This window comes from Burkholderia sp. Bp9016, assembly GCF_003857765.1.
Classification (GTDB): domain Bacteria; phylum Pseudomonadota; class Gammaproteobacteria; order Burkholderiales; family Burkholderiaceae; genus Burkholderia.
In genome coordinates this window covers 165383-179151 of sequence record NZ_QTPY01000008.1, presented here as the reverse complement: position 1 = coordinate 179151, position 13769 = coordinate 165383, and the positions used below count along the sequence as shown (strand labels likewise).

General features: G+C 68.6%; 14 protein-coding genes. 8 read left to right on the top strand and 6 right to left on the bottom strand.

Going from position 1 to position 13769, the window contains the following annotated elements:
* Positions 1–77 precede the first annotated feature (77 nt).
* Positions 78–935, top strand: a complete 858-nt coding sequence (tcdA, locus tag DIE13_RS12345) for a tRNA cyclic N6-threonylcarbamoyladenosine(37) synthase TcdA (protein ID WP_124827434.1) — start codon at positions 78–80, stop codon at positions 933–935.
* Between the two features lie 100 nt (positions 936–1035).
* On the opposite strand, the gene trxA is transcribed toward tcdA, so the two are convergent.
* Complete coding sequence (gene trxA / locus DIE13_RS12340) at positions 1036–1884, bottom strand: thioredoxin (protein ID WP_124827432.1); 849 nt, start codon at positions 1882–1884, stop codon at positions 1036–1038.
* 52 nt (positions 1885–1936) lie between these two features.
* Entirely contained in the window at positions 1937–2818 is an 882-nt protein-coding gene (locus DIE13_RS12335) for a pirin family protein (RefSeq protein ID WP_124827430.1), read from the bottom strand.
* A 248-nt stretch (positions 2819–3066) separates the two neighbouring features.
* Between DIE13_RS12335 and DIE13_RS12330 the strand changes: the two genes are divergently transcribed.
* The gene (locus DIE13_RS12330) at positions 3067–3945 is read left to right on the top strand and encodes an EamA family transporter (protein ID WP_175760884.1); all 879 of its coding nucleotides are present in this window, start codon (positions 3067–3069) and stop codon (positions 3943–3945) included.
* Between the two features lie 45 nt (positions 3946–3990).
* Here the strand turns inward: DIE13_RS12330 and DIE13_RS12325 are convergent, their stop codons facing one another.
* Together DIE13_RS12325 and tsaE are read right to left on the bottom strand one after the other, a co-directional pair.
* Positions 3991–5526: an N-acetylmuramoyl-L-alanine amidase gene (locus DIE13_RS12325; protein WP_124827426.1), complete on the bottom strand. Its 1536-nt coding sequence runs from the start codon at positions 5524–5526 to the stop codon at positions 3991–3993.
* Positions 5508–6059 carry a tRNA (adenosine(37)-N6)-threonylcarbamoyltransferase complex ATPase subunit type 1 TsaE gene (gene tsaE, locus DIE13_RS12320; protein ID WP_124827424.1) on the bottom strand — a complete coding sequence of 184 codons (552 nt, stop codon included), beginning with the start codon at positions 6057–6059 and terminating at the stop codon, positions 5508–5510. Before tsaE ends, DIE13_RS12325 begins: the two co-directional genes overlap by 19 nt.
* A 17-nt stretch (positions 6060–6076) precedes the next feature.
* Between tsaE and queG the strand changes: the two genes are divergently transcribed.
* The 3 genes from queG (at position 6077) to xerD (ending at position 8799) form a co-directional block, all read left to right on the top strand.
* Positions 6077–7312: a tRNA epoxyqueuosine(34) reductase QueG gene (gene queG, locus DIE13_RS12315; protein ID WP_124827422.1), complete on the top strand. Its 1236-nt coding sequence runs from the start codon at positions 6077–6079 to the stop codon at positions 7310–7312.
* A 63-nt stretch (positions 7313–7375) separates the two neighbouring features.
* Positions 7376–7846 (top strand): methylated-DNA--[protein]-cysteine S-methyltransferase, encoded by a 471-nt coding sequence (locus DIE13_RS12310; RefSeq protein ID WP_124827420.1) that lies wholly within the window; start codon positions 7376–7378, stop codon positions 7844–7846.
* Positions 7843–8799, top strand: a complete 957-nt coding sequence (gene xerD, locus DIE13_RS12305) for a site-specific tyrosine recombinase XerD (protein WP_124827418.1) — start codon at positions 7843–7845, stop codon at positions 8797–8799. The genes DIE13_RS12310 and xerD overlap by 4 nt, the downstream gene beginning before the upstream one ends.
* Before the next feature lie 44 nt (positions 8800–8843).
* Here the strand turns inward: xerD and DIE13_RS12300 are convergent, their stop codons facing one another.
* Positions 8844–10406, bottom strand: coding sequence for a class I adenylate-forming enzyme family protein (locus tag DIE13_RS12300; protein ID WP_124827416.1), 1563 nt, complete (start codon positions 10404–10406; stop codon positions 8844–8846).
* Positions 10407–10670: 264 nt separating this feature from the next.
* Between DIE13_RS12300 and ybaK the strand changes: the two genes are divergently transcribed.
* Both ybaK and plsY read left to right on the top strand, forming a co-directional pair.
* A complete protein-coding gene (ybaK, locus tag DIE13_RS12295) occupies positions 10671–11162 on the top strand; it encodes a Cys-tRNA(Pro) deacylase (protein ID WP_124827414.1) in 492 nt (163 codons plus the stop codon).
* Between the two features lie 182 nt (positions 11163–11344).
* A complete protein-coding gene (gene plsY / locus DIE13_RS12290; protein ID WP_124827412.1) occupies positions 11345–11986 on the top strand; it encodes a glycerol-3-phosphate 1-O-acyltransferase PlsY in 642 nt (213 codons plus the stop codon).
* A gap of 84 nt (positions 11987–12070) precedes the next feature.
* Here plsY and DIE13_RS12285 read toward each other — a convergent pair whose 3' ends face one another.
* Positions 12071–12556 (bottom strand): YajQ family cyclic di-GMP-binding protein, encoded by a 486-nt coding sequence (locus tag DIE13_RS12285; protein ID WP_057926110.1) that lies wholly within the window; start codon positions 12554–12556, stop codon positions 12071–12073.
* Between the two features lie 136 nt (positions 12557–12692).
* Here DIE13_RS12285 and murB point away from each other — a divergent pair, with 136 nt between their 5' ends.
* Positions 12693–13742: a UDP-N-acetylmuramate dehydrogenase gene (gene murB / locus DIE13_RS12280; protein ID WP_124827410.1), complete on the top strand. Its 1050-nt coding sequence runs from the start codon at positions 12693–12695 to the stop codon at positions 13740–13742.
* Positions 13743–13769 lie beyond the last annotated feature (27 nt).

The following is a 13769-nucleotide window of genomic DNA, read 5'->3' as shown; positions in this document are numbered from 1 at the left end:
TGCGTGCACAGTGGCGCGTACGGGCGGGGATATCGGGCAAAATAGAGGGCTGCACGACTTACGTTTTCCTTGCTGCCATGTCCGCTGCCGACGCTGCCCTGCCCAGTTCTTCTGATCTTACCCCGAGCCCGACAATCCAGCTTGACGTGGATCGCGACCGCCGCTTCGGCGGCATCGCGCGGCTGTATGGCGCCCCCGCGCTCGCCGCGTTCGAGCGCGCGCACGTCGCCGTGATCGGGATCGGCGGCGTCGGTTCGTGGACCGCCGAAGCGCTTGCCCGCAGCGCGATCGGCACGCTGACGCTGGTCGATCTCGACAACGTCGCGGAAAGCAATACGAACCGGCAGATCCACGCGCTCGACGGCAATTACGGCAAGCCGAAGGTCGATGCGATGGCCGAGCGGATCGCGCTGATCGATCCCGCCTGCCGCGTGAACCGGATCGAGGATTTCGCGGAACCCGACAACTTCGATGCGCTGCTCGGCGGCGGTTTCGATTACGTGATCGATGCGATCGACAGCGTGCGTACGAAGGTCGCGCTGATCGCATGGTGTGTCGCGAAAGGGCAGCCGCTCATCACGGTCGGCGGCGCGGGCGGCCAGCTCGACCCGACGCGCATCCGTATCGACGATCTCGCGCTGACGATCCAGGATCCACTGCTGTCGAAGGTGCGCGCGCAGTTGCGCAAGCAGCACGGCTTTCCGCGCGGGCCGAAGGCGCGCTTCAAGGTGAGCGCCGTGTATTCCGACGAGCCGCTGATCTATCCGGAAGCCGCCGCGTGCGACATCGAGGACGGTGCGGAGCCGTCCGCGGCCGCGCATGTCGCGGGGCTCAACTGTGCGGGGTTCGGTTCGAGCGTGTGCGTGACCGCGAGCTTCGGCTTCGCTGCCGCCGCGCATGCGCTGCGCGCGATCGCGGCGCGGGCCGCCGGCTGAGCGTCGAATCGTTCGACGCTCAGGAATGCTGCGGCGCGTCACGCGCGCCGTGTGCGGTGCGGCGATTCAGCCGGGCCATTGCAGCCCGGCCGGTCGCGCGTCAGTTGAGCGCCATGCTCAGCTTGCGTCGCCATGCAGCGACGAGTTCGGGGCGATCGCCCGCCAGTTCGAACACCGAAATCATCGTGCGTCGGCCGAGATCGTCGCCGTATGTGCGGTCGCGCATCACGATTTCCAGCAATTGCTCGAGTGCGCCTTCGTACGCACGCCGTGCGATCAGGCTCTGCGCGAGGTCGAAGCGCGCTTCGAGATCGGCGGGGTTCGCGGCGATGCGTGCTTCGAGGGCGTCGGTCGGCGGCAAGTCGGCCGTCGCGTCGAGTGCGTCGAAACGGGTCTTGATCGCCTGGTAGCGCGGATCGCCGCCCTGCACTGTCTGCGGCGACAGGCGTTCGGTTTCGGCTCGCGCGAGGTCCACCTGGTTGTTCGCGAGCAGCAGCTCGATCAGGTCGAGCCGCGCGTCGTCGAAGCCGGGGTTCAGCGCGAGCGCCGCTTCGAGGTGCGTGACCGCATCGTCGTAGCGCGACTCGGCGATCGCGTATTGTGCGGCGCGGCGTTCGGCTTCGTCGGGCGCCGGCAGCAGCCGGTCGAGGAATGCGCGCAACTGGCCTTCCGGCAGCACGCCGACGAACTGGTCGACCGGGCGCCCGTCGGCGAATGCGATCACGTGCGGGATGCTGCGCGTCTGGAAGTGCGCGGCGAGTTCCTGGTTCTCGTCGACGTTCACCTTCACGAGCTTCCAGCGGCCTTCGTAGTCGGCTTCGAGCTTCTCGAGCAGCGGGCCGAGCGTCTTGCAGGGGCCGCACCACGGCGCCCAGAAGTCGACCAGCACGGGCGTGTCCAGCGACGCCTCGATGACGTCTTTCTCGAAAGTGGCAAGCGTGGTGTCCATGTCGTTCTCTTCCGTTCGAATGTCGTCAGGATGGGGGCGGCACGCCCCTTTTTCAACGCGGCTTCGATTCGGGCAGCGGAATCCACTCGGTTTCGCCCGGCACCTTGCCCATTTCCTGGTTCGTCCACGCCTGTTTCGCGCGCTCGATCGCGTCGCGGCTGCTGGCGACGAAATTCCATTCGATGAAGCGTTCGCCGTCGATCCTGTCGCCGCCGAGCAGCATCGCGCGGGCGCCGTTGCCGCTCGCGAGCGTGACCGACGCGCCCGGCGCGAGCACGGCCATCTGCTCGGCCGGCACCGGTGTGCCGTCGATCGTCAGGTCGCCGTCGACCACGTAGACCGCGCGCTCCTCGTGCGACGCGTCGAGCTCGACGCGGCCGCCGGCCGCGAATTCGGCGGCGACGTACAGCGTGCGCGAGAACGTCGTGACGGGCGAGCGTAGGCCGAACGCGTCGCCGGCGATCACCGTCAGCGCCACGCCGTTCTCGTCGCGCCTGGGCAGCGTGTCGGCCGCATGGTGTTCGAACGACGGCTCGGTGGTCTCGTTGGCGACCGGCAGCGCGACCCAGGTCTGGATCCCGTGCACCGTGTGGCCGCTGCCGCGCTGCGCATCGGGGGTGCGCTCCGAGTGGACGATGCCGCGGCCCGCCGTCATCCAGTTCACGTCGCCCGGCACGATTTCCTGCAGCGAGCCGAGGCTGTCGCGATGCAGGATCGCGCCGTCGAACAGGTAGGTGACGGTGGCGAGCCCGATATGCGGATGCGGGCGCACGTCGAGGCCGGTACCGGCCGGCAGCGTCGCGGGGCCCATGTGATCGAAGAAGATGAACGGGCCGACGAGGCGCGCGGCGAGCGCGGGCAGCGTGCGGCGCACCTGCAGGTTGCCGATGTCGCGGACGTGCGGCTTCAACAGGGCTTTGATCGGATCTGTCATGGCGGTTTCGTGAGGGCGGCGGGGATGCCGGTCATTGTACTGGCCGCGCGGCAACGACGCGCGCAACGGTGCGGTGCAGGCGCGGGCCGGCAAGCCCGGCCCGCGCGGAGCGATCGTCGGGTCGCTGCACCGCCGCTCGTGCAACCGATTCCATGCGCACGGCGCAGGTATCGAGCGGGCCGCGCGGCGAAACCCGGTAGACTGACCGGCTTCAGAACAACCATTCGATAATCGAGGAGACGCCGATGATGGCCCCGAAGGACCTGCTGCTCGCGCTGATCGTGATCCTGGCGTGGGGCGTGAACTTCGTCGTGATCAAGGTCGGCCTGCACGGCATGCCGCCGATGCTGCTCGGCGCGCTGCGCTTCACGCTCGCCGCGGTGCCCGCGGTGTTCTTCGTGCGCCGCCCGCAGATTCCATGGCGCATGCTGATCCTCTACGGCGCGACGATCCAGCTCGGCCAGTTCGTATTCTTGTTCACCGGCATGTACGTCGGCATGCCGGCCGGCCTCGCGTCGCTCGTGCTGCAGTCGCAGGCGTTCTTCACGCTCGTGTTCGCGATGCTGTTCCTCGGCGAGCGGCTGCGCGTGCAGAACCTGATCGGCCTCGCGATCGCCGCGGCCGGACTTGTCGTGATTGCGGTGCAGGGCGGTGGCGCGATGACGCTCGCGGGCTTCCTGCTGACCATCTGCTCGGCCGCGATGTGGGCATTCGGCAATATCGTCACGAAGAAGGTCGGCCGCGCGAACCTCGTGTCGCTCGTTGTGTGGGCGAGCCTCGTGCCGCCGGTGCCGTTCTTCCTGCTGTCGCTGTGGTTCGAGGGGCCGCAGCGGATCGAAGCCGCGCTCGTCGGCCTGAACGGCGCGTCGATCTTCGCGGTCGTTTATCTCGCGTTCGTCGCGACGCTCATCGGCTACGGCTTGTGGAGCCGCCTGATGTCGCGCTATCCGGCCGCGCAGGTCGCGCAATTCTCGCTGTTGGTGCCGATCGTCGGGCTCGCGTCGTCGGCGCTGTTTCTCGACGAACACCTGACGCGCGCGCAACTGATCGGCGCCGCGCTCGTGATGGGCGGGCTCGCGGTGAACGTGTTCGGCGGGAAGCTGATGCGCCATTTCGCGGCGTCGTGACGCGCCGGCACGCAGCGCGTGCCGGCGGCGGGGGAAGGGCGGCCGTCAGGCCATCCGGCTCTTCGCGAGCGGCGGATTCGCGGCAAAGTACCGCTTGATGCCGCGGAAGATCGCGTCGGCCATCTCTTCGCGATAGCTGTCGTCGTTGAGCTTGCGCTCTTCGTCCGGGTTACTGATGAACGCGGTCTCGACGAGGATCGACGGAATGTCCGGCGCCTTCAGCACCGCGAACCCGGCCTGCTCGACCGAGCCCTTGTGCAGCTTGTTGATGCCGCCGACTTCCTTCAGCACGTAGCCGCCGTAGCGCAGCGAGTCGCGGATCTGCGCGGTCGTCGACATGTCGAACAGCGCGCGGTTCACGGCCGCGTCCTGCGTCTTGATGTTGATGCCGCCGATCAGGTCCGACGAGTTTTCCTTGTTCGCCATCCAGCGTGCCGCGGCGCTCGTCGCGCCGTGGTCGGACAGCGCGAACACCGACGAACCGCGCGCGGACGGCGTCGTGAACGCATCCGCGTGGATCGACACGAACAGATCTGCGCCGACGCGACGCGCCTTCTGCACGCGCACGTTCAGCGGCACGAAGAAGTCGGCGTCGCGCGTCATCATCGCGCGCATGTTCGGCGCGCCGTCGATCTTCGCGCGCAGCTTCTTCGCGATGTCGAGCGCGATGTGCTTCTCGTACGTGCCGCCGCCGCCGATCGCGCCCGGATCCTCGCCGCCGTGGCCCGGGTCGATCGCGACCGTCAGCAGGCGCACGGTGCCGCCCTTGCCGGATTTCGGCGCGGTGAACTTGTAGGTGTCGCTGTCGTCGTCGCTGTCGTCGCGGCGCGCGATGACGGGCGGCGGTTTGACGGCCGGCCTGGCGGGCGCCGAAGGCGTGGCGGCGGCCGGCGGCGTGCGCGGCGTGGCCGGCGTGTTCTGCGCGAAACGCTGGAAGAACGCGTCGCTGTTGTCGTTGCCGGCCATGGGCGGCGGCGGGGGCGAGCCCGGGCCGGTCAGCGCGGTCGGCGGCTGCATCTGCTGCGCGCGCGCGGTGTCGTTGAGGGCCTGTTCCTTGCGTTCCGTCTGCGCGATCAGGTCGGTCAGCGGATCGGGGGCGACGGCCGGATACAGGTCGAACACGAGCCGGTACTTGTAGGTGCCCACCGGCGGCAGCGTGAACACCTGCGGCTTCACCGAACCTTTCAGGTCGAACACCATCCGCACGACGTGCGGCTGATACTGGCCGACGCGCACCGACTGGATCTGCGGATCGTTCGGCGCGATCTTCGACACGAGGTCGCGCAGCGCCTGGTCGAGATCGAGGCCGCTCAGGTCGACGACGAGCCGGTCGGGACCCTGCAACAGCTGTTGGGTATTCTGCAGCGGCTGATCGGATTCGATCGTGACGCGCGTGTAATCGCGTGCGGGCCACACGCGCACGCCGAGCACCGACGACGCATGCGCAAGCCGCGGGGCGACGAGACCGAGCACCAGCGTCGACGCGCCCGCGCGCAGGATCTGGCGGCGGCGCCAGTTGTGCGTCGCGGTGGCCGCCGATTCGATCGAGCGGAACGGTTTGATCAACATCTTTCGAGACATGCCTTTCCTGAAGCGCTGAACGCCCGGACGGTGAGGGCGCGGCCGTCGCCATCCACGTCGAGCGAGAAAACCAGATCGGGCACACCGAGCAGGGTGCCCGCCTGTTGCGGCCATTCGACGAGACAGATCGCGCTGGAATTGAAATATTCGCGAAAGCCTGCGTCGGACCATTCGGCCGGATCGTTGAATCGATACAGATCGAAGTGATAGACCTCGAGTTCCCCATCGTCGCGTGCGAATGCGTACGGTTCGACGAGCGTGTAGGTCGGGCTGCGTACGCGTCCGGTGTGACCGAGGCCGCGCAGGAGCGCGCGCACGAGGGTCGTCTTGCCCGCGCCAAGGTCGCCGACCAGCTGGATCTGCAGCCCGTCGAACGCATGGGCGCGGGCGAGTTCGCTGCGCGCCGCGTCGAGTGCGTGCGCGAAGCGGGCGCCGAAGGCCTCGGTCGCCGCTTCGTCGGCGAGTGCGATCACGCGCTCCGCGAGCGGGGCGGGCAGCGTGTCTGCATGAGGCGTATGGGACGTGGCTGGCATTCTCGTAAAATAGTGCGATGAACCGATTACCGGAACTCGCCGCATCCGACAGGCCTTCGACTCGTGCCGAAGGCGCGGCGCCGTGCGCGCTCGATGATGCGACGTTGACTGCGCTCGCCGCTCGCATCAGGGCGTGGGGGCGCGAATTGGGTTTCGGGGCGATCGGCATCAGCGATACCGATCTCTCGGATGCCGAAGCAGGCCTCGCCGCCTGGCTGGAAGCCGGGTACCACGGCGAAATGGATTATATGGCGAAACACGGGATGAAACGTGCGCGTCCGGCCGAACTTGTGGCCGGTACGCGACGCGTGATCTCCGTGCGGCTCGCCTATTTGCCGGCCGAAACGCTCGCCGCCGACACGCCCGATGCGTCGTCCGGCGCGCTCGTGCCGCACGACTGGCGCGCACGCGAGCGCGCGCGGCTCGGCGATCCGCAGGCGGCCGTCGTGTCGATCTATGCGCGCGGCCGCGATTATCACAAGGTACTGCGCAACCGGCTGCAGACGCTCGCGGAGCGCATCGAGCACGAGATCGGCGCGTTCGGCTATCGCGTGTTCACCGATTCGGCGCCGGTGCTCGAGGTCGAACTCGCGCAGAAGGCCGGCATCGGCTGGCGCGGCAAGCACACGCTGTTGTTGCAGCGCGACGCCGGTTCGCTGTTCTTCCTCGGCGAGATCTACGTCGACGTTGCGCTGCCGACCGACGCGCAAGTGTCGCCCGACACCGCGCCCGAAACGCCCGGCGCGCACTGCGGCAGTTGCACGCGCTGCATCGGCGCATGCCCGACCGGCGCGATCGTCGAGCCGTATCGCGTCGACGCGCGCCGCTGCATCTCATACCTGACGATCGAATTGAAAGGCAGCATTCCCGAGCCGCTGCGGCCGCTGATCGGCAATCGCGTGTACGGCTGCGACGACTGCCAGCTCGTGTGCCCGTGGAACAAGTTCGCGCAGGCCGCGCCCGTCGCCGATTTCGACGTGCGGCACGGCCTCGATCGCGCGGCGCTCGTCGATCTGTTCGGCTGGGATGCCGACACGTTCGATACGCGGATGCAAGGCAGCGCAATCCGGCGTATCGGTTATGAAAGCTGGCTGCGCAATCTCGCGGTCGGGCTCGGCAATGCGCTGCGCGCGCCGGCGGACCGGCTCGCGTCGCATGCGCGCGACGCGATCGTCGCCGCGTTGCGGGCCCGTGCCGACGATCCGTCGCCTGTCGTGCGCGAGCATGTCGAATGGGCGCTGCGTGCCGCATGAAGGCGGCGTAAAGTGTCGTCGGCGCGCGAGGGCGCCGCACGTGTCACAGGTGAGGAGAGGGTCATGTTCAACGCAGTCGTCGACGCACCGTTCGGCAAGGTCGGCATCCGCACCGATGCCGCGGTGGTGCGCGAGATCGTCTATCTGCCCGAATCGATGAAGTCGGTCGACCCGGACTCGCCGCTCGCGAAGCGCGCGGTCAGGCAGATCGAACGTTATTTCGAGCGTGCGTCGGCGCGCTTCGACCTGCCGCTCGCGGAAGTCGGCAGCGCGTTCCAGCATCGCGTGTGGAACGTGATCAGCGACATTCCGCCGGGCACGGTGCTGACCTACGGTCAAGTCGCGAAGCGCATCGGCAGCGCGCCGCGCGCGGTCGGCCAGGCGTGCGGCGCGAACTATTTTCCGCTCGTGATTCCATGCCATCGCGTCGTCGCGGCGGGCGGCCTCGGCGGCTTCGCGAATCACGACGACAACGGCTATTACCAGCAAGTGAAGCGCTGGCTGCTCGCGCACGAAGGTGTGCCGTACCGATGAGCGAACCGCTGCTTTCCCCCGACGCAGGGTCCGACGACGACGCGGCCGCGGCATCGCCCGCGCTGCGCGCGAGCCGCGCGTCGATCGACGTGTTCTGCGATGCGCTGTGGCTCGAGCACGGGCTCGCGCGCAATACGCTCGACGCATACCGGCGCGATCTGGTGCTGTTTTCCCGCTGGCTGGCAGCGACGCATGACGCGCCGCTCGATGCGGCCGACGAATCGATGGTGACGGGCTATATCTCCGCGCGCAGCGACGGCAAGGCGACCTCGTCGAACCGTCGTTTGTCGGTGTTCCGGCGCTATTACGGCTGGGCCGTGCGCGAACATCATGCGAGCGCCGATCCGACGCTGCGGATCACGTCGGCGAAGCAGGCCGCGCGCTTTCCGTCGACGTTGTCCGAGGCGCAGGTCGAGGCGCTGCTCGGCGCGCCCGACATCGACACGCCGCTCGGCTTGCGCGATCGCACGATGCTCGAGCTGATGTACGCGAGCGGGCTGCGCGTGAGCGAGCTCGTCACGCTGAAGACGGTCGAGGTCGGGCTCAACGAAGGCGTCGTGCGCGTGATGGGCAAGGGTTCGAAGGAGCGGCTCGTGCCGTTCGGCGAAGTCGCGCACGGCTGGATCGAGCGCTATCTGCGCGAGGCGCGGCCGGCGCTGCTCGGTGCGCGCGCGGCCGACGCGCTGTTCGTGACCGCGCGCGGCGACGGGATGACGCGTCAGCAGTTCTGGAACATCATCAAGCGCCATGCGCAGCGCGCCGACGTGCGCGCGCACCTGTCGCCGCACACGCTGCGGCACGCGTTCGCGACGCACCTGCTGAACCACGGCGCCGACCTGCGCGTCGTGCAGCTGCTGCTCGGTCACAGCGACATCTCGACCACGCAGATCTACACGCACGTCGCGCGCGAGCGGCTGAAGACGCTGCACGCGCAGCATCATCCGCGCGGCTGATTCGGCGCGTACCGGGCGGGTCGCGCGCCGGTACGCGCTGCGCGTTACGCGAGTTCGCGCAGCCTGTGCTTGAGCACCTTGCCGGTCGATGCGGCCGGCAGCGCATCGAGTATGCGGATGTGCGCGGGGCGCTTGTAAGGCGCGAGGCGTTCCGCGCACCAGGCGTGCAGCGCGGCCTCGGTCGCTGCCGCGCCCTGCATCAGCTCGACGAACGCGAGCACTTCCTCGTTGCCCTCGACCGCACGGCCGATGACCGCCGCCTGCACGACGTCCGGATGCGCGTTCAGCACCTGTTCGACTTCGACCGGATACACGTTGAAGCCCGAACGGATGATCAATTCCTTGCTGCGGCCCGCGATCGTCACCGCGCCGTCGGCCCCCTGCCGCGCGAGATCGCCGGTACTCAGCCAGCCGTCGGGCGACACGGCGGCACGCGTTGCGTCCGCGTTGCGGTAGTAGCCGAGCATCACGTTCGGCCCGCGCACGCGAATTTCGCCTACTTCACCGGGCGGCACGTCGGTGCCGTCGGGTGCGACGATCCGCATCTCGACACCGGGAATCGGCACGCCGACCGAGCAATCGGTGCGCGGCGCGTCGAGCGGTGTCTGCGTGATCGTCGGGCTGCTTTCGGTCATCCCGTAGCCGTTGTGCAGCGGCACGCCGTAGCTGCGCTCGACGCGTGCCTTCAGGTCGGCGTCGAGCGGCGAGCCGCCCGAATACGCGAAGCGCAGGCGCGGCGCGTGCCACGCGTGAGCGTGCGTATGCAGGTGCTCGAGCAGCTTTGCGTGCATCGCGGGCACGCCCTGGAAGATCGTCACCCCTTCGTCGGCCAGCGCGACGCGCACGGCCTCCGGCGAAAAGCGCGGTGCGAGCCGCAGCGTCGCGCCTGCATACAGGCTGCCGAGGCAGACCGACGCGAGCCCGTATACGTGCGAAACCGGCAGCACCGTGTACACCACGTCGTCGGGCGACACGCGGCGCAGCGTGCTCGAGGTTGCCGCGATGAACAGCAGGTTGCGATGCGACAGCATCACGCCTTTCGGCGCGCCCGTGGTGCCGGTCGTGTAGATCAGCGCCGCGCATTGGGCGGCGCCGTCGGTCGCGACGGGCTCGCCGGGGGCGTTCGCGTCGAGCCGGTGCGACCACGCGCCGATGTCGATCGGCAGCGCGCCGGCCGGCGTCGCGTCGTAGCGCGCCGCGTGCGTGCGCGCATCGGGCGACGCTTCCGTCGCGAAGGCGATCAGTTTCGGCTGCGCGTGCGCGGCGATCGCATCGAGTTCGCCGGCCGACAGCCGCGCGTTCGTCATCAGGGCCCATGCGTCGACGCGTGCGACCGCGAACAGCAGCGCGATCTGCGCGACGCTGTTTTCGGCTACGATCATCACGCGGTCGCCGCCGCGCACGCCGAGGCTCGCGAGCCGTTCGGCGGCCGCGTCGACGGCGCGCGCCAGCTCGCCGTACGACAGGCGGCGCGCGTCCTCGATCAACGCCGGGTGCGCGGGCGCGCGCGCGGCCCAGCGGGCGGGCACGTCGGCGATACGATCGGGCAACGCGGCGAGCAGGGCCGCGACGTCGAGCGGCGCGGATGAGCGGTCAGACGAGGTCATGGCGTCTCCAGTGGAAGGGCCGGGCGGCGGCACGGCGATATTTGCGAACGATCGTGCCATGACGGCGCGTACGCCACAACCGGCCAATCGGGCAATAACGCTTCGCACGCGCCGCAATGATGGGGCGTCGCGGGGCGTCGGCTTCGGCCGGTACCCGAGGGGGCCGCGAGTATAGCGCCGGCGTGCCGCGCATTCGCGCGAGCCCGTGACGGGCGATCGTGCAATGGCGCCCGCCCGCCGGTCGTTCGCCATTAAAATGCCGCCATGAGCAAATCCAGACACGTGTCCGAGACACCCGCGACCCAGTTGCTGCGCCGCCACGGCGTCGCGTTCGGCGAGCATCCGTACGAATACGTCGAGCACGGCGGCACCGGCGAATCGGCGCGCCAGCTCGGCGTCGACGAACATAGCGTCGTGAAGACGCTCGTGATGGAGGACGAGCACGCGAAGCCGCTGATCGTGCTGATGCACGGCGACCGCACGGTGTCGACCAAGAACCTCGCGCGGCAGATCGGCGCGAAGCGCATCGAGCCGTGCAAGCCCGAGGTCGCGAACCGCCACTCCGGCTACCTGGTCGGCGGCACGTCGCCGTTCGGCACGCGCAAGACGATGCCCGTGTACGTAGAATCGACGATCCTCGAATTGCCGACGATCTACCTGAACGGCGGCCGCCGCGGCTATCTCGTGAGCCTCGCGCCCTCGGCGCTCACGACGCTGCTCGGCGCGACGCCCGTGCAGTGCGCGAGTGTCGACTGAGGGTTTCACCTTCGTGGCAGACCGTGCTCGTTCGGTAGAATGGGCGCCGTTTCGGCCGGTCGGCCCGCGTGGCCGGTCGCCACTGCCTGCCGGCGGAGCGTCGCGACGGCGTCTGCCGCAACCGGCCGGCACGCCGTGCCCGGCCGTCCCTTCACCGATACGTTGAAAGAAGAGTTCTCCGCATGCAGATCCTGCTCGCCGCACTTGTTGCCTACCTGATCGGTTCGGTGTCGTTCGCCGTCGTCGTCAGCGCCGCAATGGGCCTGGCCGATCCCCGTTCGTACGGGTCGAAGAATCCCGGCGCGACCAACGTGCTGCGCAGCGGCAACAAGAAGGCCGCAATCCTGACGCTCGTCGGCGACGCGTTCAAGGGCTGGATCGCCGTCTGGCTCGCACGGCACTTCGGGCTGCCCGACGTCGCGGTCGCCTGGGTCGCCATCGCCGTGTTCCTCGGCCACCTGTATCCGGTGTTCTTCCGCTTCCAGGGCGGCAAGGGCGTCGCGACCGCGGCCGGCGTGCTGCTCGCCGTGCACCCGGCGCTCGGGCTCGCGACCGCGCTGACCTGGCTGATCATCGCGTTCTTCTTCCGCTATTCGTCGCTCGCGGCGCTGGTGGCGGCCGTGTTCGCGCCGCTGTTCGACGTGTTCCTGTTCGGCATGCCGGGCCACAACCCGATCGCATGGGCCGTGCTCGCGATGAGCGTGCTGCTCGTGTGGCGTCATCGCGGCAACATCTCGAAGCTGCTGGCGGGGCAGGAAAGCCGGATCGGCGACAAGAAGAAGGCAGCGGCCGACGGCGGCGCGCAGGATGGCGGGAAAGCCTGAAGGAAGGAATGACTGCCGCCGCCCGCCGGGGCGCCTCGCCTGCGCGGGGCCCGGCGGCGCGGCATGACCGGCCGACGGCGTTGATCAGTCGCGGAAGTTGTTGAAGTCGAGCGGGGTGTCGGTCACGTCCTTGCGCAGCATGGCGATCACGTTTTGCAGATCGTCGCGCTTCGTGCCGGCCACGCGTACCGCGTCGCCCTGGATGCTCGCCTGCACCTTGATCTTGCTGTCTTTCACGAGCCTGACGATCTTCTTCGCGAGATCGCCCGTCACGCCTTTCTTCACGGTGACGATCTGCTTGACCTTGTCGCCGCCGATCTTTTCGACCTTGCCGTAATCGAGGAAGCGCACGTCGACGTTGCGCTTGGCCAACTTGTTGATCAGCACGTCCTTGACCTGGCCGAGCTTGAAATCGTCGTCGGCGAACAGCGTGAGCTCGCGCTCCTTCTGCTCGACGCGTGCGTCGGAGCCCTTGAAGTCGAAGCGTGTCGAAATTTCCTTGTTCGACTGCTCGATGGCGTTCTTCACTTCGATCATGTTCGCTTCGGAAACGACGTCGAACGATGGCATGGCATTCTCCCTTGAGATGCGGGCGCCCGGCTCGCGCACGGGCACTCGCTATAATTGCGGACTGTTTGCCATTTTACCGATGCCCCTTCGTTTGCCCAAGGCCGGCCGTGCGCCTGCTGGGCGGACGTGACCGCGAATGCCGATGCCTCCTGACGATTCCGCCCTGTCGCTGCTCCCCGACCATCCGCTCGCCGCGCACAACACGTTCGGCATCGGCGCGCGCGCGCGCTTCGCCGCACGCATCACGGATGCGGCGCAGTTCGCGGCGCTGCATCGCGACCCGCGCGTCGCGAACCTGCCGCAACTCGTGCTCGGCGGCGGCAGCAACGTCGTGTTCACGCGTGATTTCGACGGCGTCGTGCTGCTCGACGAGATCGCCGGCCGCCGCGTCGTGCGCGAAGACGATGACGCATGGTACGTCGAGGCCGGCGGCGGCGAGACGTGGCACGCGTTCGTCGCATGGACGCTCGAGCACGGGATGCCGGGCCTCGAGAACCTCGCGCTGATTCCGGGCACCGTCGGCGCCGCGCCGATCCAGAACATCGGTGCTTATGGCCTCGAGATGAAGACGTATTTCGATTCGCTGGTCGCCGTCGAGCTCGCGACGGGGCGCAGCGAGCGCTTCGACGCCGCGCGCTGCGCATTCGGTTATCGGGACAGCTTCTTCAAGCGGGAAGGGCGCGGCCGTTTCGCGATCGTGGCGGTGACGTTCCGGCTGCCCAAGCGCTGGACGCCGCGGCTCGGCTATGCGGACGTCACGCGCGAGCTCGACGCGCGCGGCATCGCGGCCGATGCGGCGACGCCGCGCGACGTGTTCGACGCGGTCGTCGCGATCCGCCGCGCGAAGCTGCCCGATCCGCTCGTGCTCGGCAACGCGGGCAGCTTCTTCAAGAATCCGGTGATCGATGCCGCGCAGTTCGATGCGCTGCGCGCGCGCGCGCCGGACGTCGTGTCGTATCCGCAGCCGGACGGGCACGTGAAGCTCGCGGCCGGCTGGCTGATCGATCGCTGCGGCTGGAAAGGGCGCGCGCTTGGCGCCGCGGCCGTGCACGACCGGCAGGCACTCGTGCTGGTCAATCGCGGCGGCGCGACGGGCGCCGACGTGCTCGCGCTGGCACGCGCGATCCAGGACGACGTGCGCACGCGCTTCGGCGTCGAGCTCGAACCGGAACCGGTCTGCCTGTAACGTGGCTTTCAATCCCGGCTTTCAATC

What these genes read in the sequence shown, in the direction of transcription:
- tcdA (WP_124827434.1), top strand. Translation starts at nt 78, where the DNA reads ATGTCCGCTGCCGACGCTGCCCTGCCCAGTTCTTCTGATCTTACCCCG.
- trxA (WP_124827432.1), bottom strand. Translation starts at nt 1,884, where the DNA reads ATGGACACCACGCTTGCCACTTTCGAGAAAGACGTCATCGAGGCGTCG.
- DIE13_RS12335 (WP_124827430.1), bottom strand. Translation starts at nt 2,818, where the DNA reads ATGACAGATCCGATCAAAGCCCTGTTGAAGCCGCACGTCCGCGACATC.
- DIE13_RS12330 (WP_175760884.1), top strand. Translation starts at nt 3,067, where the DNA reads ATGGCCCCGAAGGACCTGCTGCTCGCGCTGATCGTGATCCTGGCGTGG.
- DIE13_RS12325 (WP_124827426.1), bottom strand. Translation starts at nt 5,526, where the DNA reads ATGTCTCGAAAGATGTTGATCAAACCGTTCCGCTCGATCGAATCGGCG.
- tsaE (WP_124827424.1), bottom strand. Translation starts at nt 6,059, where the DNA reads ATGCCAGCCACGTCCCATACGCCTCATGCAGACACGCTGCCCGCCCCG.
- queG (WP_124827422.1), top strand. Translation starts at nt 6,077, where the DNA reads ATGAACCGATTACCGGAACTCGCCGCATCCGACAGGCCTTCGACTCGT.
- DIE13_RS12310 (WP_124827420.1), top strand. Translation starts at nt 7,376, where the DNA reads ATGTTCAACGCAGTCGTCGACGCACCGTTCGGCAAGGTCGGCATCCGC.
- xerD (WP_124827418.1), top strand. Translation starts at nt 7,843, where the DNA reads ATGAGCGAACCGCTGCTTTCCCCCGACGCAGGGTCCGACGACGACGCG.
- DIE13_RS12300 (WP_124827416.1), bottom strand. Translation starts at nt 10,406, where the DNA reads ATGACCTCGTCTGACCGCTCATCCGCGCCGCTCGACGTCGCGGCCCTG.
- ybaK (WP_124827414.1), top strand. Translation starts at nt 10,671, where the DNA reads ATGAGCAAATCCAGACACGTGTCCGAGACACCCGCGACCCAGTTGCTG.
- plsY (WP_124827412.1), top strand. Translation starts at nt 11,345, where the DNA reads ATGCAGATCCTGCTCGCCGCACTTGTTGCCTACCTGATCGGTTCGGTG.
- DIE13_RS12285 (WP_057926110.1), bottom strand. Translation starts at nt 12,556, where the DNA reads ATGCCATCGTTCGACGTCGTTTCCGAAGCGAACATGATCGAAGTGAAG.
- murB (WP_124827410.1), top strand. Translation starts at nt 12,693, where the DNA reads ATGCCGATGCCTCCTGACGATTCCGCCCTGTCGCTGCTCCCCGACCAT.